Annotated in this window: 19 protein-coding genes; 6 read left to right on the top strand and 13 right to left on the bottom strand. The window is 46.7% G+C overall.

Annotation, left to right across the window (positions count from 1 at the left end):
• Positions 1–19: 19 nt before the first annotated feature.
• The 11 genes from gndA to nagZ form a co-directional block, all read right to left on the bottom strand.
• Positions 20–1,582 (bottom strand): NADP-dependent phosphogluconate dehydrogenase, encoded by a 1,563-nt coding sequence (gndA, locus tag H5073_RS00135; protein WP_182676098.1) that lies wholly within the window; start codon positions 1,580–1,582, stop codon positions 20–22.
• Positions 1,583–1,761: 179 nt separating this feature from the next.
• On the bottom strand, positions 1,762–1,953 hold the full coding sequence (locus tag H5073_RS00140) for a hypothetical protein (RefSeq protein WP_182676323.1): 192 nt from the start codon (positions 1,951–1,953) through the stop codon (positions 1,762–1,764).
• Between the two features lie 152 nt (positions 1,954–2,105).
• On the bottom strand, positions 2,106–2,864 hold the full coding sequence (locus tag H5073_RS00145; RefSeq protein ID WP_182676099.1) for an SDR family oxidoreductase: 759 nt from the start codon (positions 2,862–2,864) through the stop codon (positions 2,106–2,108).
• A 12-nt stretch (positions 2,865–2,876) separates the two neighbouring features.
• Complete coding sequence (gene mmsB / locus H5073_RS00150; protein WP_182676324.1) at positions 2,877–3,788, bottom strand: 3-hydroxyisobutyrate dehydrogenase; 912 nt, start codon at positions 3,786–3,788, stop codon at positions 2,877–2,879.
• Positions 3,789–3,873: 85 nt separating this feature from the next.
• Entirely contained in the window at positions 3,874–5,013 is a 1,140-nt protein-coding gene (locus H5073_RS00155; RefSeq protein WP_259394757.1) for an enoyl-CoA hydratase/isomerase family protein, read from the bottom strand.
• Entirely contained in the window at positions 4,998–5,780 is a 783-nt protein-coding gene (locus tag H5073_RS00160; protein ID WP_182676100.1) for an enoyl-CoA hydratase, read from the bottom strand. Before H5073_RS00160 ends, H5073_RS00155 begins: the two co-directional genes overlap by 16 nt.
• A gap of 64 nt (positions 5,781–5,844) precedes the next feature.
• Positions 5,845–7,002, bottom strand: a complete 1,158-nt coding sequence (locus tag H5073_RS00165) for an acyl-CoA dehydrogenase family protein (protein WP_182676101.1) — start codon at positions 7,000–7,002, stop codon at positions 5,845–5,847.
• A gap of 126 nt (positions 7,003–7,128) precedes the next feature.
• The gene (locus tag H5073_RS00170) at positions 7,129–8,619 is read right to left on the bottom strand and encodes a CoA-acylating methylmalonate-semialdehyde dehydrogenase (protein ID WP_182676326.1); all 1,491 of its coding nucleotides are present in this window, start codon (positions 8,617–8,619) and stop codon (positions 7,129–7,131) included.
• Between the two features lie 269 nt (positions 8,620–8,888).
• The gene (locus H5073_RS00175; RefSeq protein ID WP_182676102.1) at positions 8,889–10,079 is read right to left on the bottom strand and encodes an acetyl-CoA C-acyltransferase; all 1,191 of its coding nucleotides are present in this window, start codon (positions 10,077–10,079) and stop codon (positions 8,889–8,891) included.
• A 256-nt stretch (positions 10,080–10,335) separates the two neighbouring features.
• Positions 10,336–10,833 (bottom strand): hypothetical protein, encoded by a 498-nt coding sequence (locus tag H5073_RS00180; RefSeq protein ID WP_259394758.1) that lies wholly within the window; start codon positions 10,831–10,833, stop codon positions 10,336–10,338.
• Between the two features lie 114 nt (positions 10,834–10,947).
• Positions 10,948–11,961 carry a beta-N-acetylhexosaminidase gene (gene nagZ / locus H5073_RS00185; protein ID WP_182676103.1) on the bottom strand — a complete coding sequence of 338 codons (1,014 nt, stop codon included), beginning with the start codon at positions 11,959–11,961 and terminating at the stop codon, positions 10,948–10,950.
• Positions 11,962–12,313: 352 nt separating this feature from the next.
• Here nagZ and H5073_RS00190 point away from each other — a divergent pair, with 352 nt between their 5' ends.
• The 3 genes from H5073_RS00190 (at position 12,314) to H5073_RS00200 (ending at position 16,627) form a co-directional block, all read left to right on the top strand.
• Complete coding sequence (locus H5073_RS00190; protein WP_182676104.1) at positions 12,314–13,690, top strand: L-serine ammonia-lyase; 1,377 nt, start codon at positions 12,314–12,316, stop codon at positions 13,688–13,690.
• Positions 13,691–13,961: 271 nt separating this feature from the next.
• Positions 13,962–14,708: an HAD-IIA family hydrolase gene (locus H5073_RS00195; protein ID WP_182676105.1), complete on the top strand. Its 747-nt coding sequence runs from the start codon at positions 13,962–13,964 to the stop codon at positions 14,706–14,708.
• 188 nt (positions 14,709–14,896) lie between these two features.
• Positions 14,897–16,627 (top strand): M28 family metallopeptidase, encoded by a 1,731-nt coding sequence (locus H5073_RS00200; protein WP_182676106.1) that lies wholly within the window; start codon positions 14,897–14,899, stop codon positions 16,625–16,627.
• 142 nt (positions 16,628–16,769) lie between these two features.
• Here the strand turns inward: H5073_RS00200 and H5073_RS00205 are convergent, their stop codons facing one another.
• Entirely contained in the window at positions 16,770–17,264 is a 495-nt protein-coding gene (locus H5073_RS00205; protein WP_182676107.1) for a glycine zipper 2TM domain-containing protein, read from the bottom strand.
• 53 nt (positions 17,265–17,317) lie between these two features.
• On the opposite strand from H5073_RS00205, the gene aat reads away from it, so the two are divergent.
• The 3 genes from aat (at position 17,318) to infA (ending at position 19,025) form a co-directional block, all read left to right on the top strand.
• A complete protein-coding gene (gene aat, locus H5073_RS00210) occupies positions 17,318–18,019 on the top strand; it encodes a leucyl/phenylalanyl-tRNA--protein transferase (RefSeq protein WP_182676108.1) in 702 nt (233 codons plus the stop codon).
• Positions 17,991–18,710 (top strand): arginyltransferase, encoded by a 720-nt coding sequence (locus H5073_RS00215; protein ID WP_182676109.1) that lies wholly within the window; start codon positions 17,991–17,993, stop codon positions 18,708–18,710. The genes aat and H5073_RS00215 overlap by 29 nt, the downstream gene beginning before the upstream one ends.
• A gap of 96 nt (positions 18,711–18,806) precedes the next feature.
• Positions 18,807–19,025, top strand: a complete 219-nt coding sequence (gene infA, locus H5073_RS00220) for a translation initiation factor IF-1 (protein WP_011496276.1) — start codon at positions 18,807–18,809, stop codon at positions 19,023–19,025.
• 169 nt (positions 19,026–19,194) lie between these two features.
• Here the strand turns inward: infA and clpA are convergent, their stop codons facing one another.
• A complete protein-coding gene (clpA, locus tag H5073_RS00225) occupies positions 19,195–21,456 on the bottom strand; it encodes an ATP-dependent Clp protease ATP-binding subunit ClpA (RefSeq protein ID WP_182676110.1) in 2,262 nt (753 codons plus the stop codon).
• Positions 21,457–21,476 lie beyond the last annotated feature (20 nt).

Raw genomic sequence — 21,476 nt, forward strand, 5'->3', positions numbered from 1 at the left:
AAGCCCCTAACATCCGCTATTACACTTTAGTCAGGCTTGGATTTTTGTCACTCCAATTGAAGTGATACTTCTCCCCTGCGGGCTTGTCGGTACGCTCAAAGGTGTGAGCGCCGAAGAAATCACGCTGACCTTGGAGTAAATTGGCTGGTAAAGTTTCACAGCGGTAGCTGTCGTAATAGCCGAGCGCCGAGGTGATACAGGGGGCTGGAGTGCCTTGCATCACAGCTGCTGCAACAGTGCGGCGCCACTGCATTTGCTTAGCGGATAAGCTTTGATTGAAGCTGTCAGCCAACAGTAAATGCTTAAGCTCAGGGTTTTCAACATAAGCCTGGGTGATGGATTGCAAGAAGCTGGCGCGTATGATGCAGCCTGCGCGCCAGATTTTGGCTATTTCGGCAAAATTGAGTTGCCAGTTTTGCTCAGCCGCTGCCATGGCCATCAACTGGAAGCCCTGGGCATAGCAGCAAACCTTAGCGCAATAGAGTGCATCTTCTAGTGCATCAATAAAGGCCTGCTGGTGTTGTACGCTTAGCTGCTCACTTGATTGATTTAGTGCCGTTGTTGGGCCAGCAAGCTTTGTGGATAATGCTTGGCGCAGCGGCTTTTGGGTGCTCACAGCACGAGCGTATACCGCTTCAGCTATGGTGGGCGCTGGACAGCCAATTTGCAATGAGCTTACTGCTGTCCATAGACCCGTGCCCTTTTGGCCAGCCTTATCTAAAATCATTTCAACCAGAGGCTTGTCTGTCAGTGGATCGGCCTGCTTAAGCACCTTAGCGCTGATATTCATCAGATAACTGTTAAGGCTGCCTTTATCCCAAGTACTGAATACTTCACTAATTTGCAAAGCACTGAAGCCTAGGCCCTCTTTTAACACTTGATAAGCTTCACAAATTAACTGCATATCGGCGTACTCAATGCCATTGTGAACCATTTTAACGTAATGCCCCGCGCCTGCAGGACCTATGTAGGCCGTACACGGCTCGCCTTCAGTCACAGGGTTGCCGGGCTCAAAGCTCTCTATGGGCAGGCCAGTTTTAGCATCCACTTTGGCCGCTATTGCATTCCAAATCGGTGCCACATGCTGCCAGGCTGCTGGGTTACCGCTTGGCATTAACGAGGGGCCAAAACGAGCACCGACTTCACCGCCTGAGACCGCCGAGCTAAAGAAGATAAATTGACCTTGGTATTGGGCTTCACGGGCCACGGTATCTGTCCACAAGCTATTGCCAGTGTCGATAACGATATCATCGGCTTCTATACCAGCTTCAATTAACGACTGGCACACACCATCAACCGGGGAGCCAGCGGGGACAGACAAGACTAAGACTCTAGGTTTGGCAAGGTTTTCGAGTACCATTTTTAAGCTGTCACAAGCGGTCATCCGCGCCGCAGTCTTATCGGCGGCAGTGATTGTGGCGCGCTCCTCGGCCTCTTGATTAATGACGGCGCTGACTTTGAGTTTATCTAAATCAAAAACCGCCACATGATAGCCGTGATCGGCAATATTGAGCGCCAGATTTTTGCCCATAACACCAAGGCCTATCATTGCAATATCAGAGATGGGTGAAGAATGAGTCATTGAAAGGATCCCATGAGTAACCTAAGTCACTGTAAAAAGAGCCGCAATAAGGCGGTTTACACTAAAGGTATTAGATGGCTGAGCATGATATCAAGTTAACGGGCGGGATCACAGAAGCTGAAGCATTGCATACGTTTGTAGTAGCAGAATGTCTGTTTTGATATTTGGACTGAGTGACTTTAACGACTAAATTTAGCCTTAATCCAAGTCATTGCGCTCAATTGCTGTGTTTGTGTCAGGCCAAAATACACACAAATCCACGGCGATAGCAGTAAATACCAAGGCAGGCTTACAGTCGAGCGACCGGTAAACAACAAATACAAGAAGCCACCATAGATGATAACAACCCCTAATAGGCCCATGATAAGCATAATTTTCTTGAGTAATTTTTCTAATATCAACACACATTTATCCTATGCTAAAAAATAGTGTTTGTTTCAACATCGGCACTTGGCTAATGGAAGACACAATAAAGCCGAGCTGAGCTCGGCCTTAAGCACTTACGCTGCGTAAATGATTTTCTTTATAAACGAATACCGCCATCGATTTCAAATACGCGGCCATTTACATAGTCATTTTCAATAATGAATCGCACCGTAGAGGCAATTTCTTCTGCTTGACCTAAGCGGCCAACCGGTACCATTTTCTCTAAACGCTCTAAGGCTTCCGGTTTCATGGCGGCGGTCATTTCGGTGGCGATAACACCGGGTGCTACTGCGGCGCTGCGGATATTATAGCGGGCTAATTCTTTCGCCCAACCGACACTCATCGCAGCCACGCCTGCCTTAGACGCTGAATAATTAGATTGTCCCATGTTGCCAGATTTGGCCAAACTTGAAATATTGACGATAACGCCTGGCTGCGCAGTTTCAATCATGGCGGCAGCGGCTTCACGGCCGCAAAGGAAGCTGCCGGTTAGGTTTACATTGATAACCGATTGAAATTGCTCAAGAGACATGCGGTCAACGATTTTGCCTTCTTTGGCTTTCACCATTAGGCCATCACGTAAAATACCGGCGTTGTTGACCAACACATTGATCTTACCGAAGTCTTCAACGATAAATTTAAAGCCTGATATCACATCTTCTTCATCAGTAATATCAAGGGCATAGCCTTGAACTTCAGTTTGGCTTCCAAGTTCGGCGCAAGCACGTTCGAGTTTCTCTTGATCCATATCGATAAGTGCTAATTTAGCACCTGCAGCAGCAAAATTTTGCGCCATCGCTAGGCCTAAGCCACCTGCACCGCCAGTAATGACGATAACCTTGTCTTTTAATTCCATCGGGTGTTCCTTTTACTGCTTATTTTTATTAGCAAATTGTTCGAAAATGCTTGAGAAATCAAGTTTACCATGGCCTTGACGAGCATGGGTAACATACAAACTGCGGGCTAATGCTCCCATAGGGGTGCTTGAATTTGATGCCAGCGCCGCCTCTTGAGATAAGCCTAAATCTTTGACCATCAAATCGACCATAAAGCCGCCTTGATAGTCCTTAGATGAAGGCACGTTTTCCATCACCTTGGGGCAAGGATTGTATTTCTCTAGAGTCCAGTTGCCGCCACTGCTGACTTTCATGATGTCAGACAAGACTTTGGGGTCTAGCCCATTGTCTATGCCCATCTGCAATGATTCGCTAGTGCCGACCATTAATACCGAAAGCAGCATGTTATTACAAATCTTAGCAATTTGTCCTGCACCGACGTCACCTGCGTGGAAAATATTACCGCCCATGATCCCAAGCACTTCTTGAGCCATGGCGTAAGCTTTATCACTGCCACCGCAAATAAAAGTTAAGCTGCCAGCTGCCGCGCCTGCGGTGCCGCCAGAAACCGGTGCATCAATAAACTCGAGCCCTTTAGCTTTAGCCGCTTGGCCCACAAGCTGGGCACTGGCGGCATCTATGGTTGATGAATCAATCAACAAACAGTGTTTAGGCACCACGTCTAATAAGCCTTGCACGTCCCCTTGGGGATTGCCCAAATATAAGCTGCGCACATGCTTGCCTGCGGGCAACATGGTGACCACCACATCGGCGTGTATTGCGGCCTCATTGGCTGAAGTCGCACGACTAGCACCTTGCTTAACCAGTTCGGCAACAGCTTGTGGCATAAGATCAAACACTGTGACTTTAAGGCCTGCGTTAACTAAATTGGCAGCCATTGGGCCGCCCATGTTTCCTAAACCAATAAATGCAACCTGAGTGATAGTTTGAGTCATGGTGTTAATCCTTTAATTATTAGCTAATTAACTTGAGCTATTTATGCTTGAGCCTGGGCAAAAGCATCTACTGCTACAAGTCCTTTAGGGGATGCTCATTCTCAGACCATGGCGAGCTGAGCAATGCGGTAACTTTACTGCTATCAACTTGATTAAGCCCACTATATAGCCACTTAGGGTTTCTGTCTTTATCAATCAATAAGGCCCTAACGCCTTCACAGAAGTCACCGATGGCGCAGCAATTGACGCTTATTCCCAGCTCCCATTGAAAACACTGCACTAGGCTCATTTCTGTGCCGAGCTTTGACTGTTCTTCTATCAAAGCCCAGCTCAATGGACTGCCAGCCAAGGCGGTTTTTTGAGCGCGTATTAACCAATCCGCCTCGCCTTCTTTGATGTCCAAGGCGCAAAGTTTGCTATGAATTTCATTGATAGAACCTACCATTAAATTATCAATTAGCCCTTGCTGCTCGGCTAATACACTTTGTCCAAGCGGTAAGCTAACTTGAGTTTCAAGGGAATGCAGTAATGCCGTTAATGCCTGATGGTTAGCGTTAATATCGCTAGACCAGTCGATTTCAGCCATGGCATCAAGCAAGGGCTCATTGTCTTGACTGTTAAGATAAAAATTACCTAAACCCACAAAACGTGCATCGGCCGCATTCATGTTGTAAGCGGTTAAGCCTAGGAATTTACCGATTTTACCTGGCATACGGTTAAGGAAATAACTGCCGCCCACGTCAGGATATAAACCGATAGTGACCTCAGGCATGGCAATACGGCTGCGCTCTGTGAGCACTCGATGACTGGCGCCAGCCATTAAGCCTAACCCGCCGCCCATCACTATACCATCGGCCCACACGAGCACTGGCTTACCGAAACTGTGCAGTAGATAATCCAGCTGATATTCCTGTGTGAAAAATTCACAGGCTTGGCGGGTCATCTGCCCTGGCGTCTCGATAGAGGCTTGGTAAATCGCCCGCACATCACCGCCAGCGCAGAAAGCTTTATCACCACTGCCTTCTAGCATCACACAAGCCACATTGTCATCGCTCTGCCACTTTTTAAGCTGAGCGTTCATGGCTTGCACCATGTCGATATTCAAGGCATTGAGGGCTTTTTCGACGTTTAAGGTCACAACGCCGATAGATTTACCCGAGACAGTGCCTAAGATCTGAAATACCACATCCTGAGTCATTAGCGATTCTTCCATTGTGGGCTGCGTTTCTCTAAGAAAGCGTTCACGCCTTCCGCTTGATCTTCAGTATCAAATAGACCGATAAACAGTTCACGCTCAAGGGGCAATGCCTGACTGCGTGGCATAGTGCGGCCCGCTTGAATTAAGGTTTTACACACGGCAACGCTGCTTGGGCTCTGTTTGGCCACTTTGGCCGCCAAGGCGATGGCCGCCGATAAACTCTGACCTTGTTCAACCACCTCTTCAACTAAACCGATTTTCTCGGCTTTGGCTGCATCGATACGCTCACCACACAAGATCATGCGCTTAGCCCAGCCCTCACCCACTAAGGCGCTAAGGTTTTGGGTGCCGCCAGCACAGGGCAGTAAGCCCACGGTCGCCTCTGGCAGCGCCATTTGAGCTTGGGCTTCAGCGATACGGATATCACAGGCCAAGGCCACTTCTAAGCCGCCGCCCATGGCATAGCCATTGATAGCGGCAATAGAGACACCGCGAAACGCACTTAAAGCTTCAAAGGCTTCCCCGAAGTGTTTTGCCATGGTGGCGGCGTTGCCTTTGTCACCGTCAGCAAATAATTTTAAATCGGCGCCGGCAGAAAAAAACTTCTCCCCTTCGCCGGTTATCACTAAGGCATAAATCTCATTATTGGCGTTAAGCTCTTGCACTTTGGCCTTGAGTGCCTGCAGGCTCTGAGCCGTCCACGTATTCGCCGGTGGGTTACTCATGGTCAAAATGGCCGTATGGCCTTCAATGCGCTCGATTAAATTTATCTGCTGTGTCATTTTGATATCCTTTGTTGTGACCTATTCAATCTCTAACCTTTAATCGTGTTAGGTTATCCGCCCCTTACAATATGGCGTGGGCGTTTTCATCTAATAAACGGCGAGCAATAATAAGCCGCATGATTTCATTAGTGCCCTCTAAAATCTGATGCACCCGCACATCACGGAAATGGCGCTCTAGGGGATACTCACGAATATAACCATAACCGCCGTGAATTTGCAGCGCACTGTCACACACAGTAAAGCCTATATCAGTGGCAAAGCGTTTTGCCATGGCGCAATATGCGGTGGCTTCTGGATCTTGATTATCCAATTTAAAGGCGGCAAGGCGCACCATTTGCCGCGCGGCAACCAGTTCAGTTGCCATGTCAGCTAATTTAAATTGCAGCGCTTGAAACGCCGCTAACGGCTTACCAAACTGCTTGCGTTCATTCATGTATTGGGTAGCACGCTCAAGGGCGGCTTGGGCTGTGCCCACCGAGCAAGTGGCAATATTAATGCGCCCGCCATCTAGCCCCTTCATGGCGAAAGTAAAGCCTTGGCCTTCTTCACCGAGTAAATGATCCACTGGCACGCGGACGTTATCGAAGGTAATTTGACGAGTTGGCTGAGCGTTCCAGCCCATTTTATCTTCAGCTTTGCCGTAGATAATGCCGTCAAGATCTGCAGGCACGGCAATGGCAGAAATGCCTTTAGCGCCAGCCTCACCGGTGCGGCACATCACCACCAACATTTCGGTAGCGCCCGCGCCAGAAATAAACACTTTTGAGCCATTAAGCACGTAATGCTCGCCATCACGCACCGCTTTGGTTTGCAAAGACGCGGCATCACTGCCTGAGCCTGGCTCTGTTAAGCAGTAAGAAGCCAGCAGTTGACCTGTGGTTAAGCCTTCAGACCAAGTCCTACGCAGGCTTTGTGTGCCCCAAGTGGTGATCATCCAGGTGGCCATGTTGTGTATGGTGAGCATGGCGGTGGTTGCGGTGCAACCTTTTGATAATTCTTCAAAAATAATCGATGAATCTAAGCGTGACAACCCCATACCGCCCTCAGACTCTGGAGAATACAGTGAGCAAAAGCCTAACTCACCGGCTTTTTGGATCACATCTTTGGGGAAATGGTGTTCTTCATCCCACTTGGCAGCAAACGGGGCTAATTCATCTGCGGCAAATTGTCTGGCAAGTTCGGCAAATTGGCGCTGATCGTCATTTAAATTAAAATCCATCTGTGGACTCCTTAATGGATAAGCTGACTCTTGGGTCAGTTGATATTCATTGCAACTGATAAAGCCTTGATAACGGCAAAGCCCTAGGCATAAAAATGAGTCTAGGGCTGCAAAGTGACACTTTAATTACTTAAGATTGATGCTCATGTTAGGGCCGCTCACCGCATCGGTGTCAAACCAGCGTGAGGTGATGGTCTTAGTTTCAGTGTAGAAACGCACGCCTTGCTTGCCGTAGGCGTGTTGATCGCCATAGAAGCTGCCCTTCCAACCTGTGAATGAGAAGAAAGGTAATGGCACAGGAATAGGTACGTTAATGCCCACTTGTCCCACTTCAATTTCATGCTGGTATTTACGGGCGGCGGCGCCACTTGCGGTAAAGATAGAAGTACCGTTACCAAAGGGACTGTCGTTAACAATTTGAATGGCTGAATCTAGGCTGTCAGTTTCCATGCAGCACAGAACTGGGCCAAAAATTTCTTCTTTATAGATGCTCATGTCTGTGGTGACTTTGTCGAACATGGTTGGGCCAATCCAGTTGCCAGACTCATGATCGGCAACCGTGAAGTCACTGCCATCGAGCAGGCAATCCGCGCCTTCAGTTTTGCCTTGGGCAATTAGCTTAAGCACACGCTCTTTGGCTGCTGGGCTGATCACTGGGCCATAAGCGGCGTTTTCATCATTCCAAAGACCTGGGCGCACTTTTGCTAAGGCTTCTTTAAGCTCTGGGATCCACGCTTTAGCAGCACCGACAAATACCGCTACAGAAATCGCCATACAGCGTTGACCCGCTGCGCCCACCGATGCCCCCACAAGATTGTTGATCACATGCTGTTTGCTGGCATCAGGCATAATAACGCAATGGTTTTTTGCACCGGCAAAGGCTTGTACTCGCTTCAGGTTATCGGTGCCGGTTTTGTAGATGTATTGACCCACATTGACCGAACCCACAAAGGAGATTGCTTTGATAGCAGGGTCACGCAATAAAATATCCACCGCAGTTTTGTCACCATGGATAAGTTGTAATACGCCTTTTGGCGCGCCAGCTTCGACAAACAGCTCAACCAAGCGCTGAGGCGTCATTGGATCTTGCTCAGAAGGCTTAAGAATAAAGGTATTACCGCACGCAATGGCTAATGGGAACATCCACAGCGGGATCATCGCCGGGAAGTTAAACGGGGTAATACCGGCGCACACCCCTAATGGCTGGGTGTAGCTGTAGGTATCTATGTTACGGGCTACGTTTTCCATGGTCTCACCCATTAAGAGGGAAGCCACATTACAGGCATGTTCTGCCACTTCGATACCACGCCACACATCGCCTTTGGCATCTTCAAACGTTTTGCCTGTTTCATGGGCTAAGATGGTGGCGATTTCATCGTGGTGCTCTTTTAACAAATGCTGGTAACGAAGCATGACCCGAGCACGCTCTGACACTGGCACTTCTTTCCAGGTTTTAAAGGCTTCTTTAGCCGATGCGATAGCCTGAGCAACTTCTTCAGCTGTGGCGCAATTAATGTTAGCAATCACAGCGTTATTGGCAGGATTGGTTACTGCAATCGTGTTGGTGCCTGTGCCTGTGGTGAATTCACCGTCAATATAGTGCTTAACTTGAGTCATCGTTGTCATGTAGATTCCTTGAACTTTTCAGTTCGTTTTTTCAGTTACACTTTGCAGCATAAGATGAATGTTGAGGGTAAGCACTGCTGAGCTTTTTATTATGATCAGTGGTTATTGGCGCCGCTTTACATAAACACCTGCAAGCAGCAACACATGTACACTAACCGCCCTAGCGGTACTTTGAGTCTTGTCAAATTAATCTAATCTTTCAATATAAGCGTTAAACGTAAATTATCTCGCGCCCTGAATATGGACGCGGTTAACCGTAATTACACTTCGATAGCCATCGCCGTGGCTTCGCCGCCGCCGATGCACAATGAGGCTACGCCGCGCTTAAGGCCGCGCGCTTTTAATGCATAAATCAAGGTCACTAATAAACGTGAGCCTGAGCAGCCAATAGGATGACCTAAAGCGCAAGCGCCGCCATTAACGTTAACTTTGCTGGCATCCAAACCAAGTTCAGAAATCGCTAACATGGTCACCATGGCAAAGGCTTCGTTGATTTCAAATAAATCTACCTCATCCTTGTTCCAGTTCACCTTATCGAGCAATTTGTTCATGGCGCCCACAGGCGCTGTGGTAAATAACGATGGCTCTTGGGCGTGAGTACTGTGGCCTTTAATGGTCGCCATAACTTCAAGTCCTAAACTGCTGGCTTTTTCCCTTGTCATTAACATTAACGCCGCCGCGCCATCTGAAATTGAGCTAGAATTGGCGGCGGTAATGGTGCCATCTTTAGTAAACGCTGGGCGCAGCGTCGGAATTTTTTCAGGGCGGGCGTTACCTGGCTGCTCATCGGTATCTATGGTCACATCACCGCGGCGTTCGCTAATGGTCACAGGGGTAATTTCAGCGTTAAATGCACCAGAGTTAATGGCAGCATTGGCTTTTTCAAGTGAATTTAGGGCAAAATCATCCATTTGCTCGCGAGTGAGCTTAAAATCATCGGCGGTTTTTTGGGCGAATGTACCCATAGCGCCACCTGTGTAAGCATCTTCTAAGCCATCAAGGAACATGTGGTCCATCACTTTGCCATGACCCATGCGCATGCCAGAACGGGCTTTATCAAGCAGGTATGGCGCTTGACTCATGCTTTCCATGCCACCTGCGATCACAACTTCACTGCTGCCGGCTTTGATTAAATCGTGGGCCAGCATTACCGTCTTCATGCCTGAACCACAGACTTTATTGACTGTGGTCGCGCCTACGCTTAAAGGTAAGCCTGCACCTAAGGTTGCTTGTCGCGCTGGCGCTTGACCTAGGCCTGCTGGCAACACACAGCCCATTAATACTTCGTTAACCGCGCTCGGGGCTATGCCTGTCTGCTCAAGTAAGCTTTTGATGGCAGTCGCCGCTAATACAGGTGATGCCACGGCGCTTAACGCACCTTGAAAGCCGCCCATTGGGGTACGCTTTGCTGCAACAATAACGATATCTTGGTTTGATTGGACTGAACTCATAACTTCTCCGCTGTTACCTGAGTCGATTTGATTGTCATCGACGTTGTGACTCAAGATTAATCTATTAACATTATCTATGACACCCACTCTGACGTTTACGCTAACGTAAAGCAAGTGCTAGGCCGTCAAACTTTAGTCAAAGAAGATAAAATTATTGTCACTGAAGATTTACACAAAGATGAGTCCAATAAAAAAGAGCCACGCAAGGGCTCTTTTTTGGCAGTATTGGTGAGGTTATCAGCTCAATCTTTTATGTCTATTTGCAAACACACATGGCCGATTGCTCGCAAGGGGGCGCTGGAGCGATTTCGCATTGTCCAGCTTGCATGCCTTCAGCGATGCACCAAGTATTGCAATCAAAAGTATCGGGATGCCCAGTATCATCGTTGTGGCCATGAACCTTATCGGCACTAGGGTTAGACTCCACAAGTAAGCCGTTATCAAGGCAAGCTTCACCAAACATGCGGCCATTTGTCTCGCCTTGCTCATTGGTACCTAAATGGCACCCAGCCACACCCGGGGCGATACCGTCGGTGTCTTTCCACCAGGTTTTCTTGCCTTGTTGCCAATCACTGGGCTTAAATGCAAACGTCCCCTTGGCTCCTGCCATGTCCTTTGCCCCTTGTGACGGATGAGCTGTTTCTGCGTGAGCTGACAGACTGAAGCAACAGCTCAGTAGAAATAGGCTGGGTAGCAGCCTTGACGTTGTTTGCTTCATCATAGTGAGTAATCTACTCGGTGTCGTTTTTATCATGGTAATGTCCTTATTTTTAGTTGCTTATCTCTAGAGTCGTCATTAACAACTGACAATCATAGGTTAAACAAACCACCATAAACAATATTCGATAAAAAGACGCACTGAGTAGCGTTACTCAGATGCTATGTGCGCCATCAATTCTTTGGCCGTTGTGATGCGCTGAACGTCTGCTAACGCTAACTTTCGCTGGGCGTTATTTAATAACAAACCACTGGCATTGGCGTTAGGGGCATTCTTAGGCCAGACAAATTCGGTTAACAGCACTTCAACCCCTTGTGGATCGTTACAGACTAAAATCATGTCACAACCCGCTGTTAACGCAGCTGCAGCTCGACCTAAATAATCCCCTGCAAAATGCGCCCCTTTCATGCCTAAATCATCGGAGAAAATCACTCCTTTAAAATTAAGTTCACCGCGAAGCACCTGTTGTAGCCAGTAAGATGAAAAGCCGGCAGGATTTGGGTCTACTTTGGCATAAACCACGTGAGCAGGCATGACGCCAGCCAGCATTCCTGCATCGATAAGCGTAGAAAACGGCTGCATGTCATGTGAAAATATTTCATCCTTACTACGATTATCCACTGGCATTGCAATATGGGAGTCAGCAGAAACACTGCCATGACCAGGGAAATGTTTGCCCACGCCCGCCATCCCCGCTTGATTCATGCCGTGAATAAATTCGTTAGCTAGCAAGGAAATTTCTTCTGGAACGGCACTAAAACTGCGAGTTCCTATGACCTGGCTAATACCGTTGACATCTAATACTGGCGCAAAGCTTAAATCGATATCGCATTCTAATAATTCTATGGCCATTAAAAATCCGGCTTCTTTAGCCCAGCATTTAGCCAAATTCATATCACTTTTAGCTTTAGGTAAAATATCACCCATGGCTGGAATTGCACTAAAGCCATTACGGAAACGCTGCACGCGGCCGCCTTCATGATCAACGGCGATAAGCAGTTCAGTTCGAATAGCGCGGACCTGTTTCACTAACTCTGTGAGCTGCGCTTTATTAGAAAAATTGCGTGAAAACAAAATAATACCGCCGACCATAGGATGGCCTAATAAACTGGCTTCATGCTCGCTAACACTAAGCCCTTGCAAATCCATCATCAAATAACTCATTTATAACCTCAATCTTGGCAGCCAAAAAGATGCGGTTCTTTCTGACAAAAGAATGTAAAAATAATAAAGTTTTTACTTTAAAAACAAGCAGCAATCACCTGGAAAAAACGATAAAACAAAATTAGCTAATCTGAATCATCATTCATAAAAAAAACTAATGAACTGATGAAATAAAAATATGGGATACTAGCCTTAGATTAAGGTAAATAACACTCACTAGCTTGGTAAATTGGCTACAGAATACCCCTTTTATTGCGAACAAACCAGACAGCTGTTGCCCAGCAATATTGATGTAATTGCAATGATATTTACCGACTATAATAACAAGACTTAAGCACAAGGCGACGACAAAATGATCAGTGTATTTGACATGTTCAAGATAGGCATTGGCCCTTCAAGTTCACACACAGTGGGCCCGATGAAAGCGGGTAAATTTTTTATTGAGCAAGTAGAGCGCCTTGGCTTACTTGAAAAAATCGATGAGTTGCAAGCTGAACTCTTTGGCTCCTTAGGGCAAACGGGTAAAGGCCACGGCACAGGGAAAGCGGTTATCTTAGGTTTGATGGGTGAAGATCCTGAGACCGTTGATACCGATGCCATCGATGAAATTTTAATCCGTGCTTCAGAAGACCAACAGCTGCAACTTGCCAGCGGCCGCTACATTAAATTCACCCGTGACGATGGCATCACTTTTCATCGCCGTAAGAGTTTACCTGCACACGCCAATGCCATGACCTTGTACGCTCTAGCTGCTGGTGAAATCATTTACCAACGTACTTACTATTCCGTGGGTGGCGGTTTTATTTTAGATGAAGATGAAATTGTCCAGCGTAACGCTTCCCCAGCAACACCTATTGAATGCGCCCCCTATGAATTTAATAGCGCAGCGCAGTTGTTAGAGATGTGTTTTGAGAACGGCTTAAGCATTTCATCACTCATGATGGCTAACGAGCTTAGTATTGCTAAAGAAGAAGATGTTAAAAAAGGCCTGTGGAATATTTGGCAGACCATGAAGGCCTGTGTCGAGCGTGGGTATCAAAAAGAAGGGATATTGCCTGGTGGTCTTAAACTTCGCCGCCGTGCACCAGCCCTTTATCGCCGCCTAAAAGCCGAAGGACGTAATAACGTTGACCCATTAACCGCCATGGATTGGGTGGATTTATTCGCTTTATCTGTAAATGAGCAAAATGCCGCAGGCGATCGCGTTGTCACAGCGCCCACCAATGGCGCTGCAGGCATTATCCCAGCAGTATTATGTTATTACGATATGTTTGTCCAAGAAGTTGATATCGATGTATGCAGCCGTTATTTACTCACAGCGGCAGCGATCGGTATTTTATACAAAAAAAATGCTTCAATTTCTGGCGCTGAAGTGGGCTGTCAAGGTGAAGTCGGGGTTGCCTGCTCTATGGCGGCTGGCGCTTTAACTGAGATCATGGGCGGCACGGTTGAACATGTTGAAAACGCCGCTGAAATTGGTATGGAGCATAACTTAGGCTTAACCTGCGATCCTGTAGGCGGACTAGTGCAAGTACCTTGTATTGAGCGAAATGCCATGGGGGCTATTAAAGCCATTAACGCCTCACGCATGGCCCTTCGCGGCGATGGCAACCATAAAGTGTCGTTAGATAAAGTCATCAAAACCATGATGGACACAGGCAAAGATATGCGCAGCAAGTACAAAGAAACCGCCAAAGGCGGTCTCGCCGTCAACATTGTTGAGTGTTAAACCTGCTCCCCCTTAACGTTTAACAACTAAAATAACCAAAAAGAGACCGCATGGTCTCTTTTTTTATTACCGCTAAGCATAGTCAGGATGAGCCAAACGTTGGTATTACTCACCTTTTTTCCTATCATTCCCTCATATAAATGCCATGAACTCGTCTAAACGTCCAAATATCGGTTCAAGGCAGCGCCAGTATTTATCTAACGCTATTCTTGCTAAGCTTTTGTTATGTTAATTTAAAGTCTGAGTGCGACATTTCTCTAGGATGGCAAAAATGAAGAATATTATTTGTGATATCGATGGTGTACTGCTGCACGATAACAAGTTAATCCCCGGCAGTGATACCTTTATTCACCGCGTATTAGAACAAGGTAACCCTCTGGTTATTCTAACCAATTACCCAGTTCAAACAGGGAAAGACCTACAAAACCGTTTAGGTGCTGCAGGTATTAATGTCCCTGAAGATTGTTTTTATACTTCTGCGATGGCGACGGCTGATTTTTTGACCCATCAAGAAGGCAGTAAAGCCTATGTGATCGGCGAAGGCGCCCTCACCCATGAACTGTATAAAGCAGGCTTTACCATTACTGATATCAACCCAGACTTTGTGATTGTTGGCGAAACCCGTGCCTACAATTGGGATATGATCCACAAGGCGGCGCAGTTTGTTGCTGGCGGCGCGCGCTTTATTGCCACCAATCCTGATACTCACGGCCCCTCTTTTAGTCCTGCCTGCGGTGCATTGTGTGCATCCATTGAGCGTATTACCGGGAAAATGCCGTTTTATGTGGGCAAACCGAGTGCTTGGATCATACGCTCTGCGCTTAATCATATTAAAGGCCATTCTGACAATACCGTGATCATTGGTGACAATATGCGCACCGATATTTTGGCAGGATTTCAAGCTGGGCTTGAAACCATCTTAGTGACCAGTGGCGTGAGTCAACTCAGTGATATTGGCAAAGAGCCGTTTCGCCCTAATCATGTGTTCGCCTGCGCCGGAGACATAGACGTGGTTTAATACCAATCGTATTAATTATCTGGTCATTCAGCGGGAGTTCAAAGGGGGATTAATCAAAGCGGGGGCTTGAAGGCATAGTGGTGCTATGTCAAAAGTCTTTAACGCAGCGAAATCCCCTTTGAAACCCGCCCTTGGGAAACATCTCAAGCAGCATTGATTTTTAAAACAATAATAAATAGGAATACCCTGTGAAGCCATATCTCCCCCTTTGTGCCATGGTGCTGTTAAGTGCCTGTACAGACAACAGTGATGTCAGCAAAGACTCAACCTTAATTGCCAAAAGTGCTGTTTCAGTCATTAGTACGATAAACGCTCATACGCCAGCGTTTGATGAAGCCCGCTTTAGACAAGATATACAAACCTTATCATCAGATGCCTTTGAAGGCCGCGCACCGACCACTAAAGGAGAAAAACTCACCTTAGATTACTTGACCCAAGCCTTTAGTGAAATGGGCCTTAAAGGCGCCAATAATGGCAGTTTTTTGCAAGCTGTTCCTATGGTTAGCTATACAGCAAGTGAAGACCAACAGGTTAATTTTGGCGGTATTACACTTAAGTATCGCAAAGACATGGTATTAAGCAGTCGCCACGATAATCAACACATCACTATCGAAAAAGCGCCCTTAGTGTTTGTGGGTTATGGCATTAATGCCCCTGAATACCAGTGGAATGATTATCAAGGGCTGGACATGAAAGGCAAGATAGCGGTCATTTTAGTGAATGACCCAGGCTTTGCTAAACCGGAGCGTGCATTATTTAATGGCAAAGCGATGACCTATTACGGGCGCTGGAATTACAAATTTGAAGAAGCCAGCCGTCAAGGCGCCCTCGGCGCTGTCATCATCCATGACACAAAGCCTGCATCTTACCCTTGGTCTGTGGTAGAAAATAGTTGGACCGGCGCGCAGCAAGACTTAGTGCAGGATAAAGCCGTGCAGGATGCACGGGTGCAAGTAGAAGGCTGGCTAACCTTAGACACAGCTAAGGCTTTGTTTACTAAAGCCGGAGTTAATCTTGACAACCTAATGGCTCAAGCTGCGGAGCAAGCCACCAATCAGGCATTATCCCTGACTGCTGATATCCATTTTAACAATCAAGCAAGCTACAGTGACAGTTATAATCTTGTTGCCACGCTACCAGGATCTACGGCAGATACAAGCACGGAGTCAGCGCCAACATCATCACAAAAGAGCCAAGCTGACGAGCATATTGTGTTTACCGCGCACTGGGATCATATTGGCACTGACATCACAAAAACCGGCGACAACATCTATAACGGCGCGCTAGATAATGCCACTGGCACGGCAGGTATTATGGAAATTGCTCGTCAATTTTCAGCGCAAGCTCAAGCGGGCAATGGCCTTAAGCGAAGCCTTACCTTTATTGCGACCACAGGGGAGGAACAAGGCTTATTAGGTTCACGTTTTTATGCCGCAAACCCCCTGTATCCCATTGATAAAACAGTTGCGGTTTTTAACCTAGACAGCGGTAATGTTTACGGAAAAACGTTAGATTACACCATTGTCGGTAAAGGGCAGTCTGAGCTTGAAACTTACCTGATTGATGCCGCTAAAAGCCAAGGAAGACAAGCCACCGCTGAGTCAAACCCAGCATCTGGCGGCTTTTTCCGCTCAGATCATTTCAGTTTTGCAAAATTTGGTGTGCCTGCCGTGTTCGCAGGGGGCGGCAGTGAGCCGTTAGATGCCGCCACGCTCAAGTACAAAACCATGATGCAGGCTAAAATGAAGGGCTGTTATCACAATGTCTGCGATCATTACCATCAGGATTGGGATTTAAGCGGTGCACTGCAAGATTTAGCTGTGTATTACCAAGCCGCAGAGGCTTTAGGTAATAACCAAGATTGGCCAGGGTATTACTCGGGTTCTGAGTTTAATCAGCTGCGTCCTGCTAAAAATTGAACAAGCACAGTAAACAAATGCCAAGTCTGAATCAAAGTCAAAATATGAGTTGAAAACCTTAATAAACAAAGTCGTATCACGAGTGGCAGCGCCTTGAAATCAACGCCGTATACGCGTTTCAAGGCGCGAGCATTATAGGCAATTACATCGCCTTATCTATGCGCACATAACCTGTAAGATACACCACTCGAACTTCATCTCCGACCATGAAAGGCATACCAGGATCCACATCTTGGATGATCATAATATCAGTGCCATCATCTTGCTTGATCATCAGCTCGATTAATCTGTACTCTAAATAATAAGCTTCTTCACCATAGCGACTGCCAACGCCTGCGCCCAATAATGCCCCAAGCACTGTCGCTATATTCTGGCCGCTACCGCCGCCAAACTGGTGACCAATCACCCCGCCAATGAGGGCGCCGCCAAAGGTACGCCAACCACTGTGACTATCTTCAACTAATTGCTTTTCGGTGATATGACGAATGGAACTGATGCTGCCATATACCACCTTTTCAACCGGCACAGCTTGGTTTCTATCATAGGGACGACTCACTTCCCCAAGGCTAGGTAAAGAAAGCGTTGCGGTTAAAATACCAACGAACAATGAAAAGCTTAGGTTTGTGAGTTTCAACATAGACAAATTTCCGCTAACGTATAATGAAAGTTAATCACTGAATATACGCGATTGTGAAGTCACTGTGCTATTTAAATCAAGCAGATTGTTTTCCATCTGCTCACAAAGCGCTTACCGAGCCTAATGGTTTATTAGCGGTTGGCGGCGATCTACAACCAGAGCGGTTGTTAAGTGCCTATCAGCAAGGTATTTTCCCTTGGTTTAATCAGGGAGAGCCTATTCTATGGTGGACGCCAGACCCAAGAGCCATATTTATTATTGAAGATTATCGGCCGAGCCGCAGTTTAATGAAAACCCTTAAACGTCAACAGTGGCGCTTTACCATCAATCACGCCTTCGATTCAGTTATTCACCAGTGCGCCGCTTTACGCCAAGAAGGCACTTGGATATCCCCAGCCATTAAAGCGGCTTACAGCCAATTACACGCCCAAGGAGATGCCCATTCTATCGAGGTGTGGCAAGGAGAATTGTTGATCGGTGGCTTGTACGGTATCGCTGTGGGAAGAGTTTTTTGCGGCGAGAGCATGTTTCATCTCAAAACCGATGCCTCAAAGGCCGCTTTTCATGTGCTTGTCACCCACTTAAGACAGTTTGAGTTTACACTCATCGATGCCCAAGTAATGAACCCACACTTAGCCCGTCTAGGGGCGCAATCTTTGCCTAGGGAGGCATTTTTGACTCAATTAGCACAGTTGAAACATCACCTCAGTCCAGCCAGCGCTTGGCATGCTCAAGAGGTTAAGCTTGAATACTAATTATGTCACTGTAGGAATAAGTCAGCCCTTTGATTGCAATTATATTAGTGGCCAAAAAGAGCAACTTTTGGTCATTAAAGAGGCGCAGTTAGATGCGAATTTATTTGAACAATTGCTCGGTATGGGATTTCGCCGCAATGGTGATTCTATCTATAAACCCCGTTGTCCTAACTGCCAGTCTTGTCAGTCCATTCGAGTGCCTGTCGCTAAGTTCACCTTATCAAAACGGCAAAAACGCACCTTAAAAGCTAATCAAGATTTACACTGGGTGATGAGTGCGCAAGCTCATCCACAGCAGTATGCCTTGTATGAAAAATACATTGCAGAGCGTCACAGCGATGGGCCTATGTTCCCGCCATCTCAACAGCAATTTGATGATTTTCTTAATTGCTCTTGGCTCGCGCCGCACTACATTCAAGTGTTCGATGGTGATACACTTGTTGCCGTAGCGGTCACAGATGTGATGCCACACAGCTTGTCGGCAATTTACAGTTATTTTCATCCTGACTATGAAAAACGCTCCCTTGGGGCATTTTTAATCTTACTTCAGTGCCAACAAGCCAAAATATGGCAAAAAGACTTCTTGTATTTAGGCTACCAAATCGATGAAAATACTAAAATGAAATATAAACGCTTATACCGCCCTTATCAGATTTTAACGGCCGTTGGCTGGGAAGAAAACATAGAATAAAGTGGCAGTTAACTATGACGGTGCTTTACAGCAGCGGCAATTTGGGGCATGATACGCCCGATTTTTACAATTGAAGGCTAATGGGATAATTTATTAATGGCGAAAGAAGACAACATTGAAATGCAAGGCACTATCCTTGAGACCTTGCCAAATACAATGTTCCGCGTAGAGCTGGAAAATGGACATGTGGTGATAGCTCACATCTCTGGCAAAATGCGCAAAAACTACATCCGTATTTTAACGGGTGACAAGGTCACTGTTCAGTTGACTCCTTACGACTTATCTAAAGGTCGTATCGTCTTCCGCGCACGTTAATTAGCCATAAGTCTAAAACCCGGCTCCTGTCGGGTTTTTTATTTTTGTCTCTTTAATACCTACTCTATTTCAATCAGATGAGCTTAACATGTAATTTAGTGAGTCTGATTGATAGACATAAAAAAAATGGCCCTAAAGCCATTTTTTTATGGGTAAAAATAAGCGATTGCTAGTGGGCAACCTTCTCTGGACATTCACAACTAATTGCGATTTCTCCCTCAACGACATCCACATGGGCAATGCCGCCTGAACTTAAGACCCCGAATAAAATCTCATCCGCTAAAGGACGCTTAATTAGATCCGTAACCACCCGAGCCATAGGTCTTGCTCCCATGTTTTTGTCATAGCCCTTCTCGGCTAACAAGGTGCGGGCTTCATCGCTCACTTCAAGTACCACAGATTTATCATCAAGTTGCGCTTGCAGCTCCACCAAGAACTTGTCTACCACCTTGGCAATGATCGTCATATCTAAATGGTTGAACCAGACGATTGAATCGAGTCGGTTTCTAAACTCGGGGGAAAAGACTTTGTTTATCTCAGACAATGCATCTAGGCTATGATCTTGCTGTTTAAAACCAATGGATGAACGTATGGTCTCTTGTACGCCAGCGTTGGTGGTCATGACTAGGGTGACGTTTCTAAAGTCGGCCTTGCGGCCATTGTTGTCAGTTAAGGTGCCGTGATCCATCACTTGCAGCAGCAAGTTGTAGACATCAGGGTGAGCCTTCTCGATTTCATCCAGTAATACCACGCAATGAGGGTTCTTTATCACAGCGTCAGTCAATAGACCGCCCTGCTCATAACCAACATAACCCGGAGGCGCACCAATTAAACGCGATACTGTATGGCGCTCCATGTATTCGGACATATCAAAACGAATCAATTTCAGGCTCAAGCTTGTGGCCAATTGATTGGTGACTTCGGTTTTACCCACACCAGTTGGGCCTGCAAACAAGAAACTGCCCACTGGCTTGTTATCTGAACCTAAGCCACTGCGTGATAAGCGTATAGCCGCGCTAAGGGTCTCAATGGCCTTGTCTTGGCCAAATACCACCATCTTAAGGTTACGTTCAAGATTACGCAGCATATCCTTATCAGTGGACGATACCGACTTCTCAGGGATACGCGCGATTTTAGCGATAATGGCTTCAATTTCCGCTTGGCCAATGGTCTTCTTACGTTTGCTTTGGGGCATCATCACCATACGTGCGCCCGCTTCATCGATAACATCGATAGCTTTATCCGGCAAATGACGGTCATTAATGTGCTTGGCGGCTAAAATAGCGGCGCTGCTAATGGCCGCTTGGGTATAACGCACTCCATGGTGAGCTTCATATTTAGACTTAAGGCCCATCAAAATCTTAGTGGTTTCTGCAACAGACGGCTCATGCACGTCGATTTTTTGGAAACGGCGAGCTAATGCCCTGTCCTTTTCAAACACCCCTTGGTATTCCTGGAAGGTGGTTGACCCCATGCAGCGTAAGTTACCGCTAGACAATAAAGGCTTAAGCAGATTCGAGGCATCCATCACCCCGCCGGATGCTGCGCCCGCCCCTATGATGGTGTGGATTTCATCAATAAAAAGAATCGCGTGCTTATCATTTGCAAGCTCTTTAAGCAGGCTTTTAAAGCGTTTTTCAAAGTCACCACGGTACTTAGTGCCGGCGAGTAATGAGCCTAAATCTAACGAATAAACCGTTGCCTCGGCCATCACTTCTGGGACTTGCTTTTTGACAATACGGTAAGCCAAGCCTTCGGCGATAGCGGTTTTACCCACTCCGGCCTCACCCACTAATAGCGGATTGTTTTTACGGCGGCGGCATAAGGTCTGAATGGCGCGCTCAACTTCATCATCACGGCCAATAAGAGGATCGATATTGCCATCTAATGCCAATTGGTTCAGGTTGGCGCAAAATTGCGTCAACATGCTACGATCTTCAGCGGTGTCAGATTGATCTTCAATACGCTCTTGTTCTGGATTGCCTTGAGCATCATCATCCTTTGCCACCCCGTGAGAGATGTAATTAACCACATCTAGACGGGTAATGTCACAGCGACGCAATAAATATACCGCTTGAGATTCTTGTTCACTGAAAATGGCCACCAGCACATTGGCACCTGTGACTTCATTGCGGCCCGAAGACTGCACATGAAACACAGCGCGCTGCAACACACGTTGAAAACCTAGTGTAGGTTGAGTTTCCCGCTCCTCACTGACCTCAGCGATAAGCGGGGTGGTTTGCTTGATAAAATTAGCAACTTCTTCCCGCAAACGCTCGATATCGGCGCCACAAGAAGTTAACGCTTCATTAGCCGATGGATTATCGATTAACGCCAATAATAAATGTTCTACTGTCATGTACTCATGACGTGAATCTCTAGCCCGCTGAAAAGCTAGGTTCAAGGTGACTTCAAGATCTTTATTCAGCATAAGCACCCCTTAAATTATCT

The sequence above is a fragment of the Shewanella sp. SR44-3 genome (assembly GCF_014163735.1).
Taxonomy (GTDB): Bacteria; Pseudomonadota; Gammaproteobacteria; order Enterobacterales; family Shewanellaceae; genus Shewanella.